Below are 14,919 nucleotides of genomic sequence, written 5' to 3'. Positions count from 1 at the left end.
TATGAAGAAAAAAACATTGATGATACACGGCGGAATCACAGGTGATGAGAAAACAGGAGCGGTTTCTGTGCCTATTTATCAAGTAAGCACGTACAAGCAGCCGAAAGCAGGGCAGCATACCGGCTATGAGTATTCAAGAACGGCCAATCCGACTAGAACCGCTCTCGAAGCACTTGTGACAGAGCTGGAAGGCGGGGAAGCAGGTTATGCGTTCAGTTCTGGAATGGCTGCCATTACAGCAGTTATGATGCTGTTTAACAGCGGAGATCATGTCGTGTTGACTGATGATGTGTACGGCGGAACATACCGCGTAATGACAAAGGTGCTCAATCGTCTTGGCATTGAATCAACATTTGTCGATACAAGCAGCAGAGAAGAAGTGGAAAAAGCGATTCGCCCTAACACGAAAGCCATTTATATTGAGACACCGACAAACCCGCTGCTCAAAATCACCGATCTGTCGCTCATGGCTGATATCGCAAAAAAAGCCGGTGTTCTGCTTATCGTAGACAATACCTTTAACACCCCTTATTTTCAGCAGCCGCTTACTTTAGGAGCTGATATCGTGCTTCACAGTGCGACAAAATATCTTGGCGGACACAGTGATGTCGTCGGCGGTTTAGTTGTGACAGCTTCAAAAGAGCTTGGGGAAGAGCTTCATTTTGTGCAAAACTCCACAGGCGGCGTGCTTGGCCCTCAAGATTCCTGGCTGTTAATGAGAGGAATCAAAACATTGGGACTCAGAATGGAAGCGATCGATCAAAACGCGCGGAAAATCGCAAGTTTTCTTGAGAATCACCCTGCTGTCCAAACGTTATATTATCCTGGTTCTTCAAATCATCCCGGACACGAGCTCGCAAAAACTCAAGGATCTGGCTTCGGCGGCATGATCTCCTTTGATATCAGCAGTGAAGAGCGAGTTGATGCGTTTTTAGGAAATCTGAAACTGTTTACCATTGCTGAAAGCCTGGGTGCGGTAGAAAGCTTAATTTCTGTTCCGGCAAGAATGACACATGCCTCTATTCCGAGAGAACGCCGGCTTGAGCTCGGCATTACGGACGGCTTAATCAGAATTTCTGTAGGGATTGAAGATGCGGAAGATTTGCTGGAAGATATCGAGCAAGCGCTTAAAAATGTATAACAAATGGATAGAATTACTTTCTCTGTAAGCTGCCAGATTATATTATAATAGTCGTATACTATGAATCTGGCAGGTGATTCTTTTGAACAAAAATAGAATGAAATCTTTAAAAGAAGACTACAAGCATTTTGCTTTTACATTGCTTGCAGTCAGCACTTTTTTATATATAGGCGCAGTTCTCCCCGATCAAGGCTTAACGTTAGGGCAGAAATCGACGATGTTTTTAGCGGACTGCGTATTTTTAGCCGGTGCTTTCTTTTGCGCTGATCGTTCATTGATTTACAAGAAGCGTTTGGAAGAAGCCGACGAATAAAAAACAGCCATCAACTCAGCGATGGCTGTTTTTTGTTATTTTTCCTGCAGTTCTTTTCCCATGCCTTTTAAAAACTGAAGGCCGAAGCCAACGGCTCTGTTGATATCAGGATCGTTCATTGCTTTTAAAAGGTCGAGAATCCCGACTTTCTTGTCTTCTTTTAAAAAGCTCTGCGCCTGTTCAGTACCAGCCATCACGCTTTCTAAAAGCTTTCCTGTAAACTCTGGATCGGCTTTAGTCAATGCGCCTCCGGCGGCCATCATCGTGTTGATGAGATTGGTGACAGGCTCACGTGAAACTTGGCCAAGTGCAATCTTGGCGATGTCTTCCTTCGCTCTCAGCATGCTTGTTGCCGCGTCAAAGATTCCAAGTTCATTGAGTTCATTCATTAATGTCATCGTTTTTGAGACGGCATCCTCATTTTCCGCCAGCAGCTCTTTCAGCTCTTCTATTTTTTCAAGCTTCATTTGCTCTGCTGTTTTTGTTTCTTTTTTGATCGTCGTAATCGGAGTGGCCATTCGTTTTCCTCCTTTCGTTTAATCAGTCAGATGGACATAGCCCGGACGGTTCCATTTTCTTTCTGCTTCGACCCCGTTTTGCGGGTGCCGTTTTTTGTTGCGCGGATTTGTTTTCGGAAGCGGCGCTGTTTCACAGCCTCCAAGCACCTCCATGCGGACCTTTGTCTGTTTATAAGCAGGCGTGTTCGTCCGTTTATCAGCTGCAGGCCCCGTCAGGAAGTTAATCGCTGACTCCTTGTCTGTTGAGTTCATTGGCAGATAGAGTTCATTTTTCCGCACACGGTCTGTGACCAGTGCGTTTAATTTGACTGCTCCGAACGGAGAAACGAGCCGTACAAGCGAACCGTCACAAACACCTCGCTCCTGTGCAAGCTCAGGCGAGATTTCAACGAATACATTCGGCACTTTTGCTTGAATGCCTTTCGATTTATTTGTCATGTTTCCTTCATGGAAATGCTCCAGCATCCGGCCGTTATTGATATGAAGATCATATTCTTCAGGAAATGCCGCTGGCTCAGTCCAATCAGAAAGGGCAAAGCGGGCTTTTTTGTCAGGGAAATTAAACCCGTCTTCATACAGAAGCGGTGTGCTTTCACCTGAGTAGCTGCCCCATAGGAAGCTGTTCCAGCCTTCAAGCACCTCATAGCTTGCTTTACCAAACAGAGGTGAAAGGCTCGCCATTTCTGAGAAAATGTCACTTGGATGGCTGTAATTCCAGTTCGCTCCTAAGCGGTTTGCCACCTCTTGGATAATCCACCAGTCCGGTTTCGCGTCACCAAGCGTCGGAAGCGCCTGATATAATCTTTGCACGCGGCGTTCTGTATTGGTAAATGTTCCGTCTTTCTCAAGTGAAGGAGTAGCTGGCAAGACGACATCGGCATACTGAGCTGTTCTTGACAGGAAGATGTCCTGCACCACGAAGAAATCAAGGCTTGATAAAATATCATGCACATGGTTTGCGTTTGAATCGACAAGTGCCATATCCTCGCCGACAAGATACATAGCCTTCATTTTGCCTTCTTCAATGGAATGAAGCATTTGAATATTATCTAAACCAGGCTTTCCGTCAATCTTGACACCATAAGCCTCTTCAAATTTAGCGCGGGCATTGTCATCTGTAATATGCTGATATCCCGGAAGCCAGCCAGGCAATGTTCCCATATCGCAAGCGCCCTGAACGTTATTGTGTCCGCGCAGAGGATAAGCGCCGGCACCCGGACGGCGATAGTTGCCAGTAGCGAGAAGCAGGTTTGAAATCGCTGCTGACGTATCAGAACCGCCTGTATTTTGTGTGACACCCATTCCCCAAAGGACACAAGTGCCGTCAGCGTCACGAATCATTTCGGCTATTCGAATGATATTTTCTTTTGGAAGGCCTGTGATGCGTTCTGCATAATCAAGCGTATAGGTTTTAAGCGTTTCTTTATAATCTTCAAAGTAATTTACGTTCTCATCAATAAACGCCTGATCGTGCCAGCCTTGGTCGATCATATATTTCGTAACAGCCATCAGCCAAACTTGGTCTGTGCCTTGTTTAGGGCTGATGAACAGATCTGACCGCTCAGCCATTTCATTCTTACGCAGGTCGGCAACGATCAGTTTTTGACCGTGGAGCTTGTGTGCCCGTTTGACACGTGTTGCAAGCACGGGATGTCCTTCCGCCGGATTGGCGCCGACAATGATGACGAGACCGGCTTTGGCAATATCTTTAATCGTGCCGGCGTCACCGCCCATGCCGACAGTGCGGAACAATCCGTCTGTGGCAGGAGACTGGCAGTAGCGTGAGCAGTTATCGACGTTGTTTGTTTCAAAGACCTGACGCGCTAATTTTTGAATGACATAGTTTTCTTCATTCGTAATTTTAGAAGAAGAAATAAACCCGACAGAGCCTTTGCCGTACTGCTCTTTAATCGATCCTAATCTGCTTGCGACAAGATCGAGGGCTTCTTCCCAAGAAGATTCAACAAAAGCCCCGTTTTTACGGATTAAAGGCTTTGTGATCCGTTCTTCAGAATTGACGAAATCCCAGCCGAATTTCCCTTTCACACATGTAGAAATCGCGTTAACCGGAGCGTCAGAAACAGGCTGGATCTTTAAAATATCCCGTCCTTTTGTCCATACTTCAAAAGAACATCCGACACCGCAGAACGTACATACAGTTTTTGTTTTTTTCGTTCTCGTTTCACGCATTGCCGCTTCAACTTCAGAAATGGCAAAAATGCTGCCGTACCCCGGTTCAACGTTTTTCACGAGGTCAATCATCGGCTCCATGACATCCTCTTTGATGCCTGTCATAAAGCCAGCCTGCCCGAGCATAGATTTTTCCATCAGCGCATTACATGGGCATACTGTGACACACTGGCCGCAGCTGACACAAGAAGATTCATTGATCGGAACTCCCTCATCCCAAATCACGCGAGGGCGTTCGCGTTCCCAATCGATTGAAAGTGTTTCATTTACCTGAAGGTTTTGGCACACCTCAACACACTGGCCGCAGGCAATACATTGATTTGGGTCATAGCGGTAAAACGGATGAGACATATCAACCGCGCAAGACGGATCTTCTTTTGGCGTGTATGGGTATTTTTGATGCTCGATCCCCATCATTTCCGCTGTATTATGCAGTGTACAGTTCCCATTGTTGTTATCGCAAACCGTACAATACAGCAAGTGATTTTCAAGAAGGCGGTCCATCGCTTCGGTTTGCGCCTCTTTCACCCGATTGCCCGAAAGATCAATTGACATTCCATTTTCTGCGACAGTAGAGCATGAACGGACCAGCTTACCGTTTGCCTCTACAATACATGTATCACAAGTTTGAATCGGGTCAACCTCTGGAACGTGGCAAATCTGCGGGTACTCAATCCCGTTTTCATTTAAAATATCTAAAATTGTGGCCCCTGCTCGTGCTTGAATTTCTGTTCCGTCTACACGGACACTGATCGACTTAACGTCCATCATCTTCATATTCCCCTCCATCTTTCTTTCAAGAAGTCAAAAAAAGCCATGTATAGATACACCTGCCCTAATTCTAAGAAGGTGTAAACACACATGGCGGAATAGTTCACTAGCAAGTCTTACTAACAGACCAATCCTTGATTTTTATAAAACGATAGACTCATAACAAGATCCTATTACAAATCCATCAACACTGCTTTTATTATAATGTGATATTTATTATAATACAATATGGCAGGAAAATTTTAACCAAGTGAAATGTCCTGAGGGGAACCGGGAAAAGCCTTTATAAGGCAATATCGGAAGGGGTAATCAGCATGTCTAAAAAAATTCATGAATTCAATGATATCATTCGAAAACTTCGCAAAGAATTGTTCGGCAAAGGGCCTGAACGGATTCATACTGTATTTGTAGAAAACATGGCAGTCTCAACATTATACGGAAATCTGAGTGCAAGCGAGCAGTTTATCGCCCGTACGCCTGAAGGAAGAGAAATGGTACATGCAGCCCGGACAAGCCTGATTCAAGATCTTTATTCCAAACAAACGCCGGAAGGAATGGAGGAGCTGATGGGGGCTAAGCTTGTCCATTTGTTTTCTGATATTAAAATTGAGGAAAATATCGCTGTATCTGTGTTTGTCTTTGACAAAAAAATAGATGATCAAAAAGAAGCCCTGCAAAGCTAGCATATTTGCCATTGACACAAATTTGTCACATTTGATATGATGTTGCTACAGTTATAGAAGGCAAAAAGCGATGGGAAAGTATGCACGAACTGTATATATTCTCTTTCAATATCTTAATTCTGCTTGATATTGTTGTATGGGTATGCATACAAGTTAGGCAGCATTCAAACGCCTGGTTGACACAGGTTATTTGAGTGCTGCCTTTTTTATTGCCTTTCTGCCATAACTGTAAGAAAAGAAGAAATAATGGAGGCGTTTTAGTATGGCTTTTCGGAAACCGGATGAAATAGCGGATGCAGCAATTGAAGCAGGGATGAACAAAGTAAAGCTCCCGCTGCCGTCTCTGCTTGTGCTGGGGTTTTTAGGCGGCGCATTTATCGCGCTCGGATACTTGCTTGATATCAGGGTAATTGGCGACCTTCCGAAAGAATGGGGAAGTCTGTCCAGCTTGATCGGAGCTGCAGTATTTCCTGTCGGTCTGATACTTGTGGTTCTCGCTGGCGCTGAACTGATCACAGGAAATATGATGTCCGTTGCGATGGCTTTATTTTCAAGAAAAATATCAGTTAAAGAATTGGCGGTTAACTGGGGAATCGTCACGATTATGAACCTAATCGGCGCATTGTTTGTTGCTTACTTTTTCGGGCATTTAGTTGGATTGACTGAAACAGGCCCTTATTTAGAAAAAACGATCGCCGTGGCGCAGGGAAAGCTCGATATGAGCTTCGGCAAGGTTCTTATTTCTGGCATCGGCTGTAACTGGCTTGTGTGTCTTGCTGTTTGGCTTTCTTTCGGCGCTCAAGACGGAGCAGGGAAAATTCTTGGCATCTGGTTCCCGATTATGGCATTTGTGGCAATCGGATTTCAGCACGTTGTCGCCAACATGTTTGTGATTCCCGCTGCCATTTTTGCAGGGTCATTCACGTGGGGGCAGTTTATCGGAAATATCATTCCGGCTTTTATCGGCAATGTCATCGGCGGAGCGGTGTTTGTCGGTCTCATTTATTTTATTGCATATCATAAGAAAGAACGCTCCAGAAAAGAAATGAAGCAGGTGTCATGAACAAAGGGTAAATCCACTCGATGATTTGCATAATTTCCGTCCATTTTTAGAAAAAGATGTTTACAAAATGGAATTTGGTGGATATACTTACAAAGTAAGAAAAAAGCAAAGGAGGCTGAACAAAATGACAATGAGACAACGACGTCAACCTGTACGTGAAACACAAGTAAAAGTTCATGGTTCATTCAGCCTGTGGAAGAGTTCGTGTCCTTCCTTAACCGATGCTTATCGCACGCATTAAATTGGGAATAGTCGGACATACGCAACTCCCCGCAGGCAGTAGAGGCATTGGTGTCTTCTTTTGTCTGCGGTTTTTATTTGCCCGCGGCAGAAGGAATGATGCCGCGGGTTATTTCGCTTGAAGCGGAATTTGAAAGGGGGTGAGTGATATGACGATTAACCTATTCTTTTTAACGTTAACGATTAACAAACGGTTTAAAAGCCCGGAAGAATTCGAACGAGAACAGCAGATTGAGCAGATTTATGATGAAATGAAAGAGTCTCAGTTAAAGCATCTTTATTTGACAAACTGGCGCTAAAAAACAATGAAAAATACTGAAGGGGGAGATGGCATATGCTTAGAATGGAATTATTGATGCATTATACGATGGAGAAGGACCAAGTTTAGCAAAAACAGCTGTCAAGAAAATGCCTGCCTGCATATGATAAATCAACGTTACGGGTAAGGCAGGTGATGGCATGATGAACGATTATCAAAAAAGGCTGCCGTCGATTGGCCATGGTTATGCGTCCATGCCGCATTCCTTCAAACATGGTTATGGAAATCCATTCCGCCAGCAGAGGCTGATGGCCATGCAGCAGCATAGGCTGTATGTATTCCCTTATTATTGGCATTAGAAAGAGGGCAGAAAACATTTTGTTTTCTGCTTTTTTTGCGGAAAAAAATGAAAAAGTTCAGTTCTATTGAAACATTATTAAACACATTGCCGTCTAGTTGATATCTTCATTCACATTTTAAAATGAAGGTGATGTTTATTTTTTTAATATAATAAATAAGCATAGGAAACCAAAAGCAGGTGTTTAAAATGCTAGAAAATAGACTCTATAAACGATCGAATCTTTTGAAATTATTTTCTCGGAAATATAAGCAAACAAAAACCATTGAGTATATGATGATTGACTCTATAGACATACAGGAAAATGACAGAATTTTAGAAATTGGAATTGGAAATGGCACTGTCTTTAAGAACATAACCGAGAAACTGGAAAAGGGAAGCTTAAAAAGCATTGACCCGTCAAAGCGAAAGGTAAGACAGATATCACGAGCGAATCGAAAGAACATGGGGAAAGGGGAGATTTTTCATGGCTATCCTGAGAACATCCCCTTTGATGACCGTACCTTTAATAAAGTGTTTTCCTTACATACGGTTCAGAGCTGCACTGATATGAGGCTTGCATTAAGAGAGATTTATCGGGTGCTTCAAATTGACGGCCGGTTTTACATCAGTATTGATACAAATACCGGTGAGAAAGAGAAAACGTATATTCAGCTGCTGAAAGATCAGCATTTTAGGGACCTTTCCGTCATCAGGCGTGATTCCTGTCTGTGCATTGTGGCTGTTAAATAAAAAAATTTCTCGGGAAATATATCCAGGGCCCTCAAATTGGTTTTGGGTATATTTTCTTAATTTTTTATTTTTTGCATATACTTTATATTAAAAAAAGTTTTTTTCATATAAACTGATAACATAAGCAAGGGTAAAGAGGTGATATCAGACAGATCGGACATGTTTATTATGAACAAAAGGAATGAATGTTCATTCCGCGACAAATCGGAGGGTTGCAACATTACATGTTATCCGCATCCAGCAGTAAATACGACATGATTATGAAAGCGTCGGTCTCACTATTTACGGAAAGGGGATTTAACGCTACCACTATCCCTATGATAGCTGAACGAGCTCATGTTGGGACAGGAACGATCTACCGCTATTTTGACAGCAAAGAAACGCTCGTCAACGTATTGTTTCAAGAAAGCATCCAGCGCTTTACGGAAAAACTGAAGCAGGATTTTTCGGAATTGCCTGCCAGAGAAGGCTTTCGCCACGTATTTTGCTGTCTCGTTCAATTTACGAAAGAGAGCGACTATGCGCTTTTTTTTCTTGAAACGAAAAAAGACGCTCATTACTTAAACGACACAAGCAGAAAAATGATAGAAAATCTGACTCAAATGCTTGATGACTATTTTAACAAGGGAAAAGCAGAAGGCGTGATACGCGGCCTGCCCTCTAATGTGTTAATTGCAATTGTGTTAGGGGCGTTTCTCAAGATATATCAGCTTGTCCAAACGGGGGATATAGAGATGGACACTGATTTAATTGCTGAATTGGAACAATGCTGCTGGGACGCCATTAAGCTTCATTCATTTACTTCACAAAAATAAGAGAGGAAGATGTTAATGAAACAGGCAAGCGCCATACCTCAGCCCAAAACATACGGACCTTTAAAAAATCTTCCGCATCTGGAAAAAGAGCAGCTTTCTCAATCCTTATGGAGGTTAGCTGATGAATTGGGACCGATTTTCCGTTTCGATTTTCCAGGGGTGTCCAGTGTTTTTGTATCCGGACACAACCTTGTGGCTGAAGTGTGTGATGAAAGCCGTTTTGACAAAAACCTTGGCAAAGGCCTGCTAAAGGTGCGCGAGTTCGGCGGAGACGGCTTATTTACAAGCTGGACCCACGAACCGAACTGGCAAAAAGCCCACCGCATTTTGCTGCCAAGTTTCAGTCAAAAAGCGATGAAAGGCTATCATTCTATGATGCTGGATATCGCAACCCAGCTGATTCAAAAATGGAGCCGGCTTAATCCTAATGAAGAAATTGATGTAGCGGACGACATGACCCGTCTGACGCTTGATACGATCGGATTATGCGGGTTTAACTATCGCTTCAACAGCTTTTACCGTGATTCTCAGCATCCGTTTATCACCAGCATGCTCAGTGCCTTAAAAGAGGCGATGAATCAATCGAAAAGATTGGGTCTGCAAGATAAGATGATGGTGAAAACGAAGCTGCAGTTCCAAAAGGATATAGAAGTCATGAACTCACTTGTCGATAGAATGATAGCGGAGCGAAAAGAGAATCCGGATGAAAACATTAAGGATCTTTTATCGCTCATGCTCTATGCAAAAGATCCTGTAACAGGTGAAACGCTGGATGATGAAAATATTCGATACCAAATCATCACATTTTTAATTGCAGGGCATGAAACAACAAGCGGTTTGCTTTCCTTTGCGATTTACTGTCTGCTTACACATCCGGAAAAACTGAAAAAAGCGCAAGAGGAAGCCGATCGCGTGTTAACAGACACGCCGGAATATAAACAAATCCAGCAGCTGAAATACATTCGGATGGTGTTAAATGAAACACTCAGGCTGTATCCAACAGCTCCGGCCTTTTCTCTCTATGCGAAGGAGGATACTGTTTTAGGCGGGGAATACCCGATCAGCAAAGGTCAGCCTGTCACTGTTTTGATTCCGAAGCTGCACCGGGATCAAAATGCTTGGGGAGAAGATGCAGAAGATTTTCGTCCGGAACGGTTTGAAGACCCTTCGAGTATTCCTCACCATGCTTATAAGCCGTTTGGAAACGGGCAGCGCGCTTGTATTGGCATGCAGTTTGCTCTCCAAGAAGCGACGATGGTTCTCGGTCTTGTATTAAAGCATTTTGATTTGATGAACCATACTGGATACGAACTGAAAATCAAAGAGGCATTAACGATCAAGCCGGATGAATTTAAAATTACTGTGCAACCGCGGAAAACAGCAGCAATCAATGTACAGAGAAGAGAACAGGCTGACAACAAAACAGAAACGAAGCCAAAAGAAACAAAACCTAAACACGGCACACCTTTACTCGTTCTTTACGGTTCAAACCTTGGGACAGCGGAAGGAATAGCCGGAGAATTGGCTGCTTACGGCCGCCAGCTGGGATTTACAGCCGAAACAGCTCCGCTTGATGATTATATTGGCAAGCTTCCTGAACAAGGCGCTGTCGTCATCGTTACGGCTTCTTATAATGGGGCGCCGCCTGATAATGCTGCCGGCTTTGTAGAATGGCTGGAAGAGCTTGAGGAAGGCCGATTGAAAGGGGTCTCCTATGCGGTATTCGGCTGCGGAAACCGGAGTTGGGCCAGCACGTATCAGCGGATTCCGCGCCTTATAGATGACATGATGCAAGCGAAAGGGGCATCACGTTTAACACCGATTGGGGAAGGTGATGCCGCCGATGATTTTGAAAGCCATCGCGAGTCTTGGGAAAACCGCTTCTGGAAGGAAACGATGGAAGCATTTGATATAAGCGAAATATCTCAGAAAGAAGACAGGCCTTCATTATCGATTACTTTTCTCAGTGAAGCGACGGAAACGCCGCTTGCCAAAGCATATGGTGCGTTTGAAGGGATTGTCTTAGAGAACCGGGAGCTCCAGACAGCTGATAGTCCGCGTTCCACCCGCCATATTGAATTGCAGGTTCCTGACGCCAAAACATATAAAGAAGGCGATCATATCGGAATATTGCCGAAAAACAGCCAGGAGCTTGTTCAGCGGGTTCTCAGCAGATTCGGTTTGCAGTCCAATCATGTGATAAAAATGAGCGGAAGCCCTCATATGGCTCATCTTCCGATGGATCGGCCGATCAAAGTGGCGGATTTATTGTCGTCCTATGTGGAGCTGCAGGAACCCGCTTCAAGGCTTCAGCTTCGGGAGCTGGCTTCTTATACAGTCTGTCCGCCGCATAAAAAAGAGCTGGAACAGCTCGTTTCAGAAGATGGCATTTATAAAGAGCAGGTACTGGCAAAACGTCTCACCATGCTTGATCTTTTAGAGGATTACCCTGCCTGCGAAATGCCGTTTGAGCGGTTTTTAGAACTTTTGCCTTCACTAAAACCGCGATATTATTCCATATCAAGCTCACCGAAAGTGCATGCCAATATCGTGAGCATGACAGTAGGAGTTGTTAAAGGCTCAGCCTGGAGCGGGCGCGGAGAGTACCGGGGAGTCGCCTCTAATTATTTAGCAGAGCTGAATAAAGGTGATGCCGCAGCCTGCTTCATCCGAACGCCGCAATCCGGATTTCAAATGCCAGATGACCCTGAAACGCCTATGATTATGGTCGGGCCGGGTACAGGAATTGCGCCATTCAGGGGCTTTATTCAGGCAAGATCTGTTTTGAAGAAGGAAGGAAACACGCTTGGTGAAGCTCTTTTATATTTCGGCTGCCGGCGCCCCGATCATGACGATCTTTACAGTGAAGAGCTGGATCAGGCGGAACAGGATGGTTTGGTTACAGTCCGCCGGTGCTATTCACGCGTCGAAAACGAATCAAAAGAATATGTCCAGCACTTGCTCAAACTAGATGCACAGAAGCTGATATCACTCATTGAAAAAGGGGCTCACATTTACGTATGCGGTGATGGATCGCGAATGGCTCCTGATGTAGAGAATACTTTGCGACTGGCGTATGAAGCTGAAAAAGGAGCAAATCAGGAAGAATCAGCTGAATGGCTGATGAAGCTGCAAAACCAAAAACGCTATGTCAAAGACGTTTGGTCAGGTATGTAATAAAAAATCGAACCCCGCCATCAATCAGAATGGCGGGGTTATTTTGCATATGAAAAAGCCGGCACGATATTGAAATCTACTGAAAAGGATGTTATAGGGAGTATCGCGCCGGCCTTATTGTTAATATCGTCATACAGGGACAAAGGTTTAGTTTTTTTGCCTTATTTTTAAAAATAAATAGTCAAAAAGTCTTGTTTTTATATGTTGTGCTTCAGATTTTCTTGTCAGTTTGTTTTCGTTAAGCAAATATTTCTATTCCTCAAGACCACAAGTATGAGGATTAATCGGCTGAAGATCGATGTTTAAACTGGCGTTCTACATGTTTTCGGTAATGAAAGTCATGAATCAGCCGAATTGTGGGCCTGACTAACAGCAGCAAGCTTCCAATCACAAACAGCCATATCCCTGCCGACATTAACTGGTCATAAAAAAAGAAAAAGCTTCCGACAAGAAACAAAGCACCAATGATAAAATCATTTACTGTATAAAAAACCTTATATCGTTTTTTGAAAAAAAGCTCGTATCGATTGAGTTCTTTTTTGATGTCATGTTCTTCATTAGCGGCCACTATCATCCCTCCATTCTATTTTGGCTTACCCTCACGTAAACAACATGTAAACATAAGAATTGCCTTGAAAAAAGGAGATGGTTAGAGAATGATCAACGATCTCAAGCACTTTCTTCAGCTTCAACTGTTTAGACATATAAAAAAGAGGTCTAAATAGGACCTCTTATCTTACAAAAACGATTTCATCGCCTGAACAATAAGACCAGTCAAAGCTTTAGCCCCTTGAGGAACCAAGTGTACGCCATCAGGTGTAAAATATTCTGGATGCTGTAGAGCTTCTGTGTGCCAGTCAACTAACGTAACATTTTGATGTGCGTGGGCCTGTTGCTGCAAAGATTCATTTACCTTGCTTTCCCATTGGCGGGGAACTCGTGTATTAACAAGATAGATATGAGCTTTTGAGAAAGATTGAAGCAATTGTTCGATTTGGCTGTTTGTAAAGTAGCCATTGGTTCCCAGCTCAATGATGACAGCCTTGTTCGGCTGATTAAAAGACTTGTATTCTTTTGCGAGTTCCAGGGCTTGAGACATTTGTCTCCCCACCTTTCCATCAATCGTAACATGTGAAAGTGACTGGCGGAGGTGTGAGGCAATATCAAGCATGACGGAATCTCCTATAGCTAACACTTCTTTATCAGAGTCTGCTGGTTCTTTCGCCTGCTGAGATTGCTTGTCTTTATTTTTACTAGTCTCTTGATCATTATTTTTGTTTTCCTTTTGATCTTGATTGGAGTCTGTTGTCTTTTGTTCAGGATTGTTTTCCCTGTCTTTATCAGCTTCAGCTTTCTTTCTATCCTCAGAAGCCTGGCTGGTATCAGCGTTTGATTTTTGTGAGCTATACGTCCATTTGGTGGGGTGCTTTTGCTCTCCGGCTAGCCCAGACAGCCCTCCTGCAAAAATAAGTATAGCGAGAATGACGAAACCCATTGACGTTTTGCTGATGACAGATGTCGTTTTCCATTCTCTGATTCTATGTATAAAAATACGGCGGAAAAATGATCTAAATCCCTGTGTCCGTACGGGTTTCTCGATAAAATGATAGGAAAGCTCGGCGAGTATAAATGTAACAATGACCTTTAGCACAATATGCCAAAAAACAGGGTTTCCGATTTCTTGAACTGGCGTGCTTAACACAATAACAGGGTAGTGCCAAAGATAAATACCGTAAGACCTCGTTCCAAGCCAACGGAGCGGCCTCCATGAAAGCAGATTGCCTAAAAAGCTGCTCGGATGGCATACACATGCAATAAGGATTGCGGCAATCATGCTAATCAAAAGCATTCCGCCTCTGTAAAGAAAAGGCTCATATTGATCTGTGAAATAGACACACAACACTAAAATACAAAACGCCGAAAGTTCAGTAGCGCGCAAAGTGTGCTTCAGTTTGTTTGACAGCCTGTTGGAAGACAGTCTTTTCATCGGCCATACCAGAGCTAGGGCACACCCGATGAGAAGTGCAAACGAACGAGTATCTGTTCCGTAGTACACGCGGCTCGGATCTCCGCCGGGTTCATACAATATGCTCATCATCACGGCTGAACAAAGCGCTAGCAATGACACCGCCGCCGCCAATCTGGCGCGTTTTTTAAATATGTACATTCCAACAACCAAGAACATCGGCCATATCATATAAAATTGTTCTTCAATCGCCAGCGACCAAAGGTTTTTCAGAGGTGATGGGGAACCGAAACTATCAAAATATGATAGTTTGTGAAAAATAAACCACCAATTACTCATATAAAAGAGAGAGGAAATGGCATCTCCGCGTATAGTGTGCAATAGTTCCCTGTCAAACAATACAACCCAAATAACAGTAAAAAAGATCATGAGGTAAGCCGCTGGCAGAAGCCGCCGAATTCGGCGCACCCAAAAGTCCCGAAAATCAAGGCTGATATCATTTCCATGTGCCGGCAATAGAATGGATGTAATTAAATAGCCGGATAAAACAAAAAAGATATCAACTCCAATGAAGCCTCCGTTAGCCCAGCTGAAGTTTAGGTGATAAGCGATAACTGACAGGACGGCAAAAGCCCGAAGGCCATCGAGTCCAGGGATATATCGATGATGCTGTGTCTTGTGATACATGGGTAT

General features: G+C 43.7%; 13 protein-coding genes. 9 read left to right on the top strand and 4 right to left on the bottom strand.

All coding sequences use genetic code 11. The features are described from left to right. Position 1: 1 nt before the first annotated feature. A complete protein-coding gene (locus tag M1M80_RS13800; protein WP_060399126.1) occupies positions 2–1,141 on the top strand; it encodes a bifunctional cystathionine gamma-lyase/homocysteine desulfhydrase in 1,140 nt (379 codons plus the stop codon). Positions 1,142–1,223: 82 nt separating this feature from the next. After that, on the top strand, positions 1,224–1,454 hold the full coding sequence (locus M1M80_RS13795) for a YrhC family protein (protein ID WP_003237358.1): 231 nt from the start codon (positions 1,224–1,226) through the stop codon (positions 1,452–1,454). A 35-nt stretch (positions 1,455–1,489) separates the two neighbouring features. Here M1M80_RS13795 and M1M80_RS13790 read toward each other — a convergent pair whose 3' ends face one another. Together M1M80_RS13790 and fdhF are read right to left on the bottom strand one after the other, a co-directional pair. Next, the gene (locus M1M80_RS13790; RefSeq protein ID WP_019259019.1) at positions 1,490–1,972 is read right to left on the bottom strand and encodes a helical membrane plugin domain-containing protein; all 483 of its coding nucleotides are present in this window, start codon (positions 1,970–1,972) and stop codon (positions 1,490–1,492) included. An 18-nt stretch (positions 1,973–1,990) separates the two neighbouring features. Next, complete coding sequence (fdhF, locus tag M1M80_RS13785; protein WP_080429114.1) at positions 1,991–4,933, bottom strand: formate dehydrogenase subunit alpha; 2,943 nt, start codon at positions 4,931–4,933, stop codon at positions 1,991–1,993. A 314-nt stretch (positions 4,934–5,247) separates the two neighbouring features. On the opposite strand from fdhF, the gene M1M80_RS13780 reads away from it, so the two are divergent. The 7 genes from M1M80_RS13780 to cypB all read left to right on the top strand — a co-directional run bounded on the left by M1M80_RS13780 (position 5,248) and on the right by cypB (position 12,260). After that, positions 5,248–5,616 carry a Na-translocating system protein MpsC family protein gene (locus M1M80_RS13780; RefSeq protein WP_003237353.1) on the top strand — a complete coding sequence of 123 codons (369 nt, stop codon included), beginning with the start codon at positions 5,248–5,250 and terminating at the stop codon, positions 5,614–5,616. 262 nt (positions 5,617–5,878) lie between these two features. Further along, positions 5,879–6,679 (top strand): formate/nitrite transporter family protein, encoded by an 801-nt coding sequence (locus tag M1M80_RS13775; RefSeq protein ID WP_003237350.1) that lies wholly within the window; start codon positions 5,879–5,881, stop codon positions 6,677–6,679. Positions 6,680–7,068: 389 nt separating this feature from the next. Further along, positions 7,069–7,218 carry a YrzI family small protein gene (locus tag M1M80_RS13770; protein ID WP_003237348.1) on the top strand — a complete coding sequence of 50 codons (150 nt, stop codon included), beginning with the start codon at positions 7,069–7,071 and terminating at the stop codon, positions 7,216–7,218. Between the two features lie 160 nt (positions 7,219–7,378). Then, positions 7,379–7,537: a hypothetical protein gene (locus M1M80_RS13765; protein WP_003237346.1), complete on the top strand. Its 159-nt coding sequence runs from the start codon at positions 7,379–7,381 to the stop codon at positions 7,535–7,537. 188 nt (positions 7,538–7,725) lie between these two features. After that, positions 7,726–8,268: a class I SAM-dependent methyltransferase gene (locus M1M80_RS13760; RefSeq protein ID WP_060399124.1), complete on the top strand. Its 543-nt coding sequence runs from the start codon at positions 7,726–7,728 to the stop codon at positions 8,266–8,268. A 224-nt stretch (positions 8,269–8,492) separates the two neighbouring features. Further along, positions 8,493–9,083 carry a transcriptional regulator FatR gene (fatR, locus tag M1M80_RS13755; protein ID WP_060399123.1) on the top strand — a complete coding sequence of 197 codons (591 nt, stop codon included), beginning with the start codon at positions 8,493–8,495 and terminating at the stop codon, positions 9,081–9,083. Between the two features lie 15 nt (positions 9,084–9,098). Further along, positions 9,099–12,260 carry a bifunctional cytochrome P450/NADPH--P450 reductase CypB gene (gene cypB / locus M1M80_RS13750; RefSeq protein ID WP_060399122.1) on the top strand — a complete coding sequence of 1,054 codons (3,162 nt, stop codon included), beginning with the start codon at positions 9,099–9,101 and terminating at the stop codon, positions 12,258–12,260. Positions 12,261–12,540: 280 nt separating this feature from the next. Here cypB and M1M80_RS13745 read toward each other — a convergent pair whose 3' ends face one another. Together M1M80_RS13745 and M1M80_RS13740 are read right to left on the bottom strand one after the other, a co-directional pair. Beyond that, complete coding sequence (locus tag M1M80_RS13745; protein WP_104010189.1) at positions 12,541–12,828, bottom strand: YrhK family protein; 288 nt, start codon at positions 12,826–12,828, stop codon at positions 12,541–12,543. A gap of 168 nt (positions 12,829–12,996) precedes the next feature. Next, complete coding sequence (locus M1M80_RS13740; RefSeq protein WP_060399120.1) at positions 12,997–14,913, bottom strand: acyltransferase family protein; 1,917 nt, start codon at positions 14,911–14,913, stop codon at positions 12,997–12,999. Between the last annotated feature and the right edge of the window lie 6 nt (positions 14,914–14,919).

Origin of the sequence: Bacillus inaquosorum (assembly GCF_023238325.1) — a bacterium.
GTDB classification, from domain to species: domain Bacteria; phylum Bacillota; class Bacilli; order Bacillales; family Bacillaceae; genus Bacillus; species Bacillus inaquosorum.
Note: the sequence above shows the minus strand (reverse complement) of the source record. Positions and strands in the feature narration are given on the sequence as shown.

What these genes read in the sequence shown, in the direction of transcription:
- M1M80_RS13800 (WP_060399126.1), top strand. Translation starts at nt 2, where the DNA reads ATGAAGAAAAAAACATTGATGATACACGGCGGAATCACAGGTGATGAG.
- M1M80_RS13790 (WP_019259019.1), bottom strand. Translation starts at nt 1,972, where the DNA reads ATGGCCACTCCGATTACGACGATCAAAAAAGAAACAAAAACAGCAGAG.
- fdhF (WP_080429114.1), bottom strand. Translation starts at nt 4,933, where the DNA reads ATGATGGACGTTAAGTCGATCAGTGTCCGTGTAGACGGAACAGAAATT.
- M1M80_RS13780 (WP_003237353.1), top strand. Translation starts at nt 5,248, where the DNA reads ATGTCTAAAAAAATTCATGAATTCAATGATATCATTCGAAAACTTCGC.
- M1M80_RS13775 (WP_003237350.1), top strand. Translation starts at nt 5,879, where the DNA reads ATGGCTTTTCGGAAACCGGATGAAATAGCGGATGCAGCAATTGAAGCA.
- M1M80_RS13770 (WP_003237348.1), top strand. Translation starts at nt 7,069, where the DNA reads ATGACGATTAACCTATTCTTTTTAACGTTAACGATTAACAAACGGTTT.
- M1M80_RS13765 (WP_003237346.1), top strand. Translation starts at nt 7,379, where the DNA reads ATGATGAACGATTATCAAAAAAGGCTGCCGTCGATTGGCCATGGTTAT.
- M1M80_RS13760 (WP_060399124.1), top strand. Translation starts at nt 7,726, where the DNA reads ATGCTAGAAAATAGACTCTATAAACGATCGAATCTTTTGAAATTATTT.
- fatR (WP_060399123.1), top strand. Translation starts at nt 8,493, where the DNA reads ATGTTATCCGCATCCAGCAGTAAATACGACATGATTATGAAAGCGTCG.
- cypB (WP_060399122.1), top strand. Translation starts at nt 9,099, where the DNA reads ATGAAACAGGCAAGCGCCATACCTCAGCCCAAAACATACGGACCTTTA.
- M1M80_RS13740 (WP_060399120.1), bottom strand. Translation starts at nt 14,913, where the DNA reads ATGTATCACAAGACACAGCATCATCGATATATCCCTGGACTCGATGGC.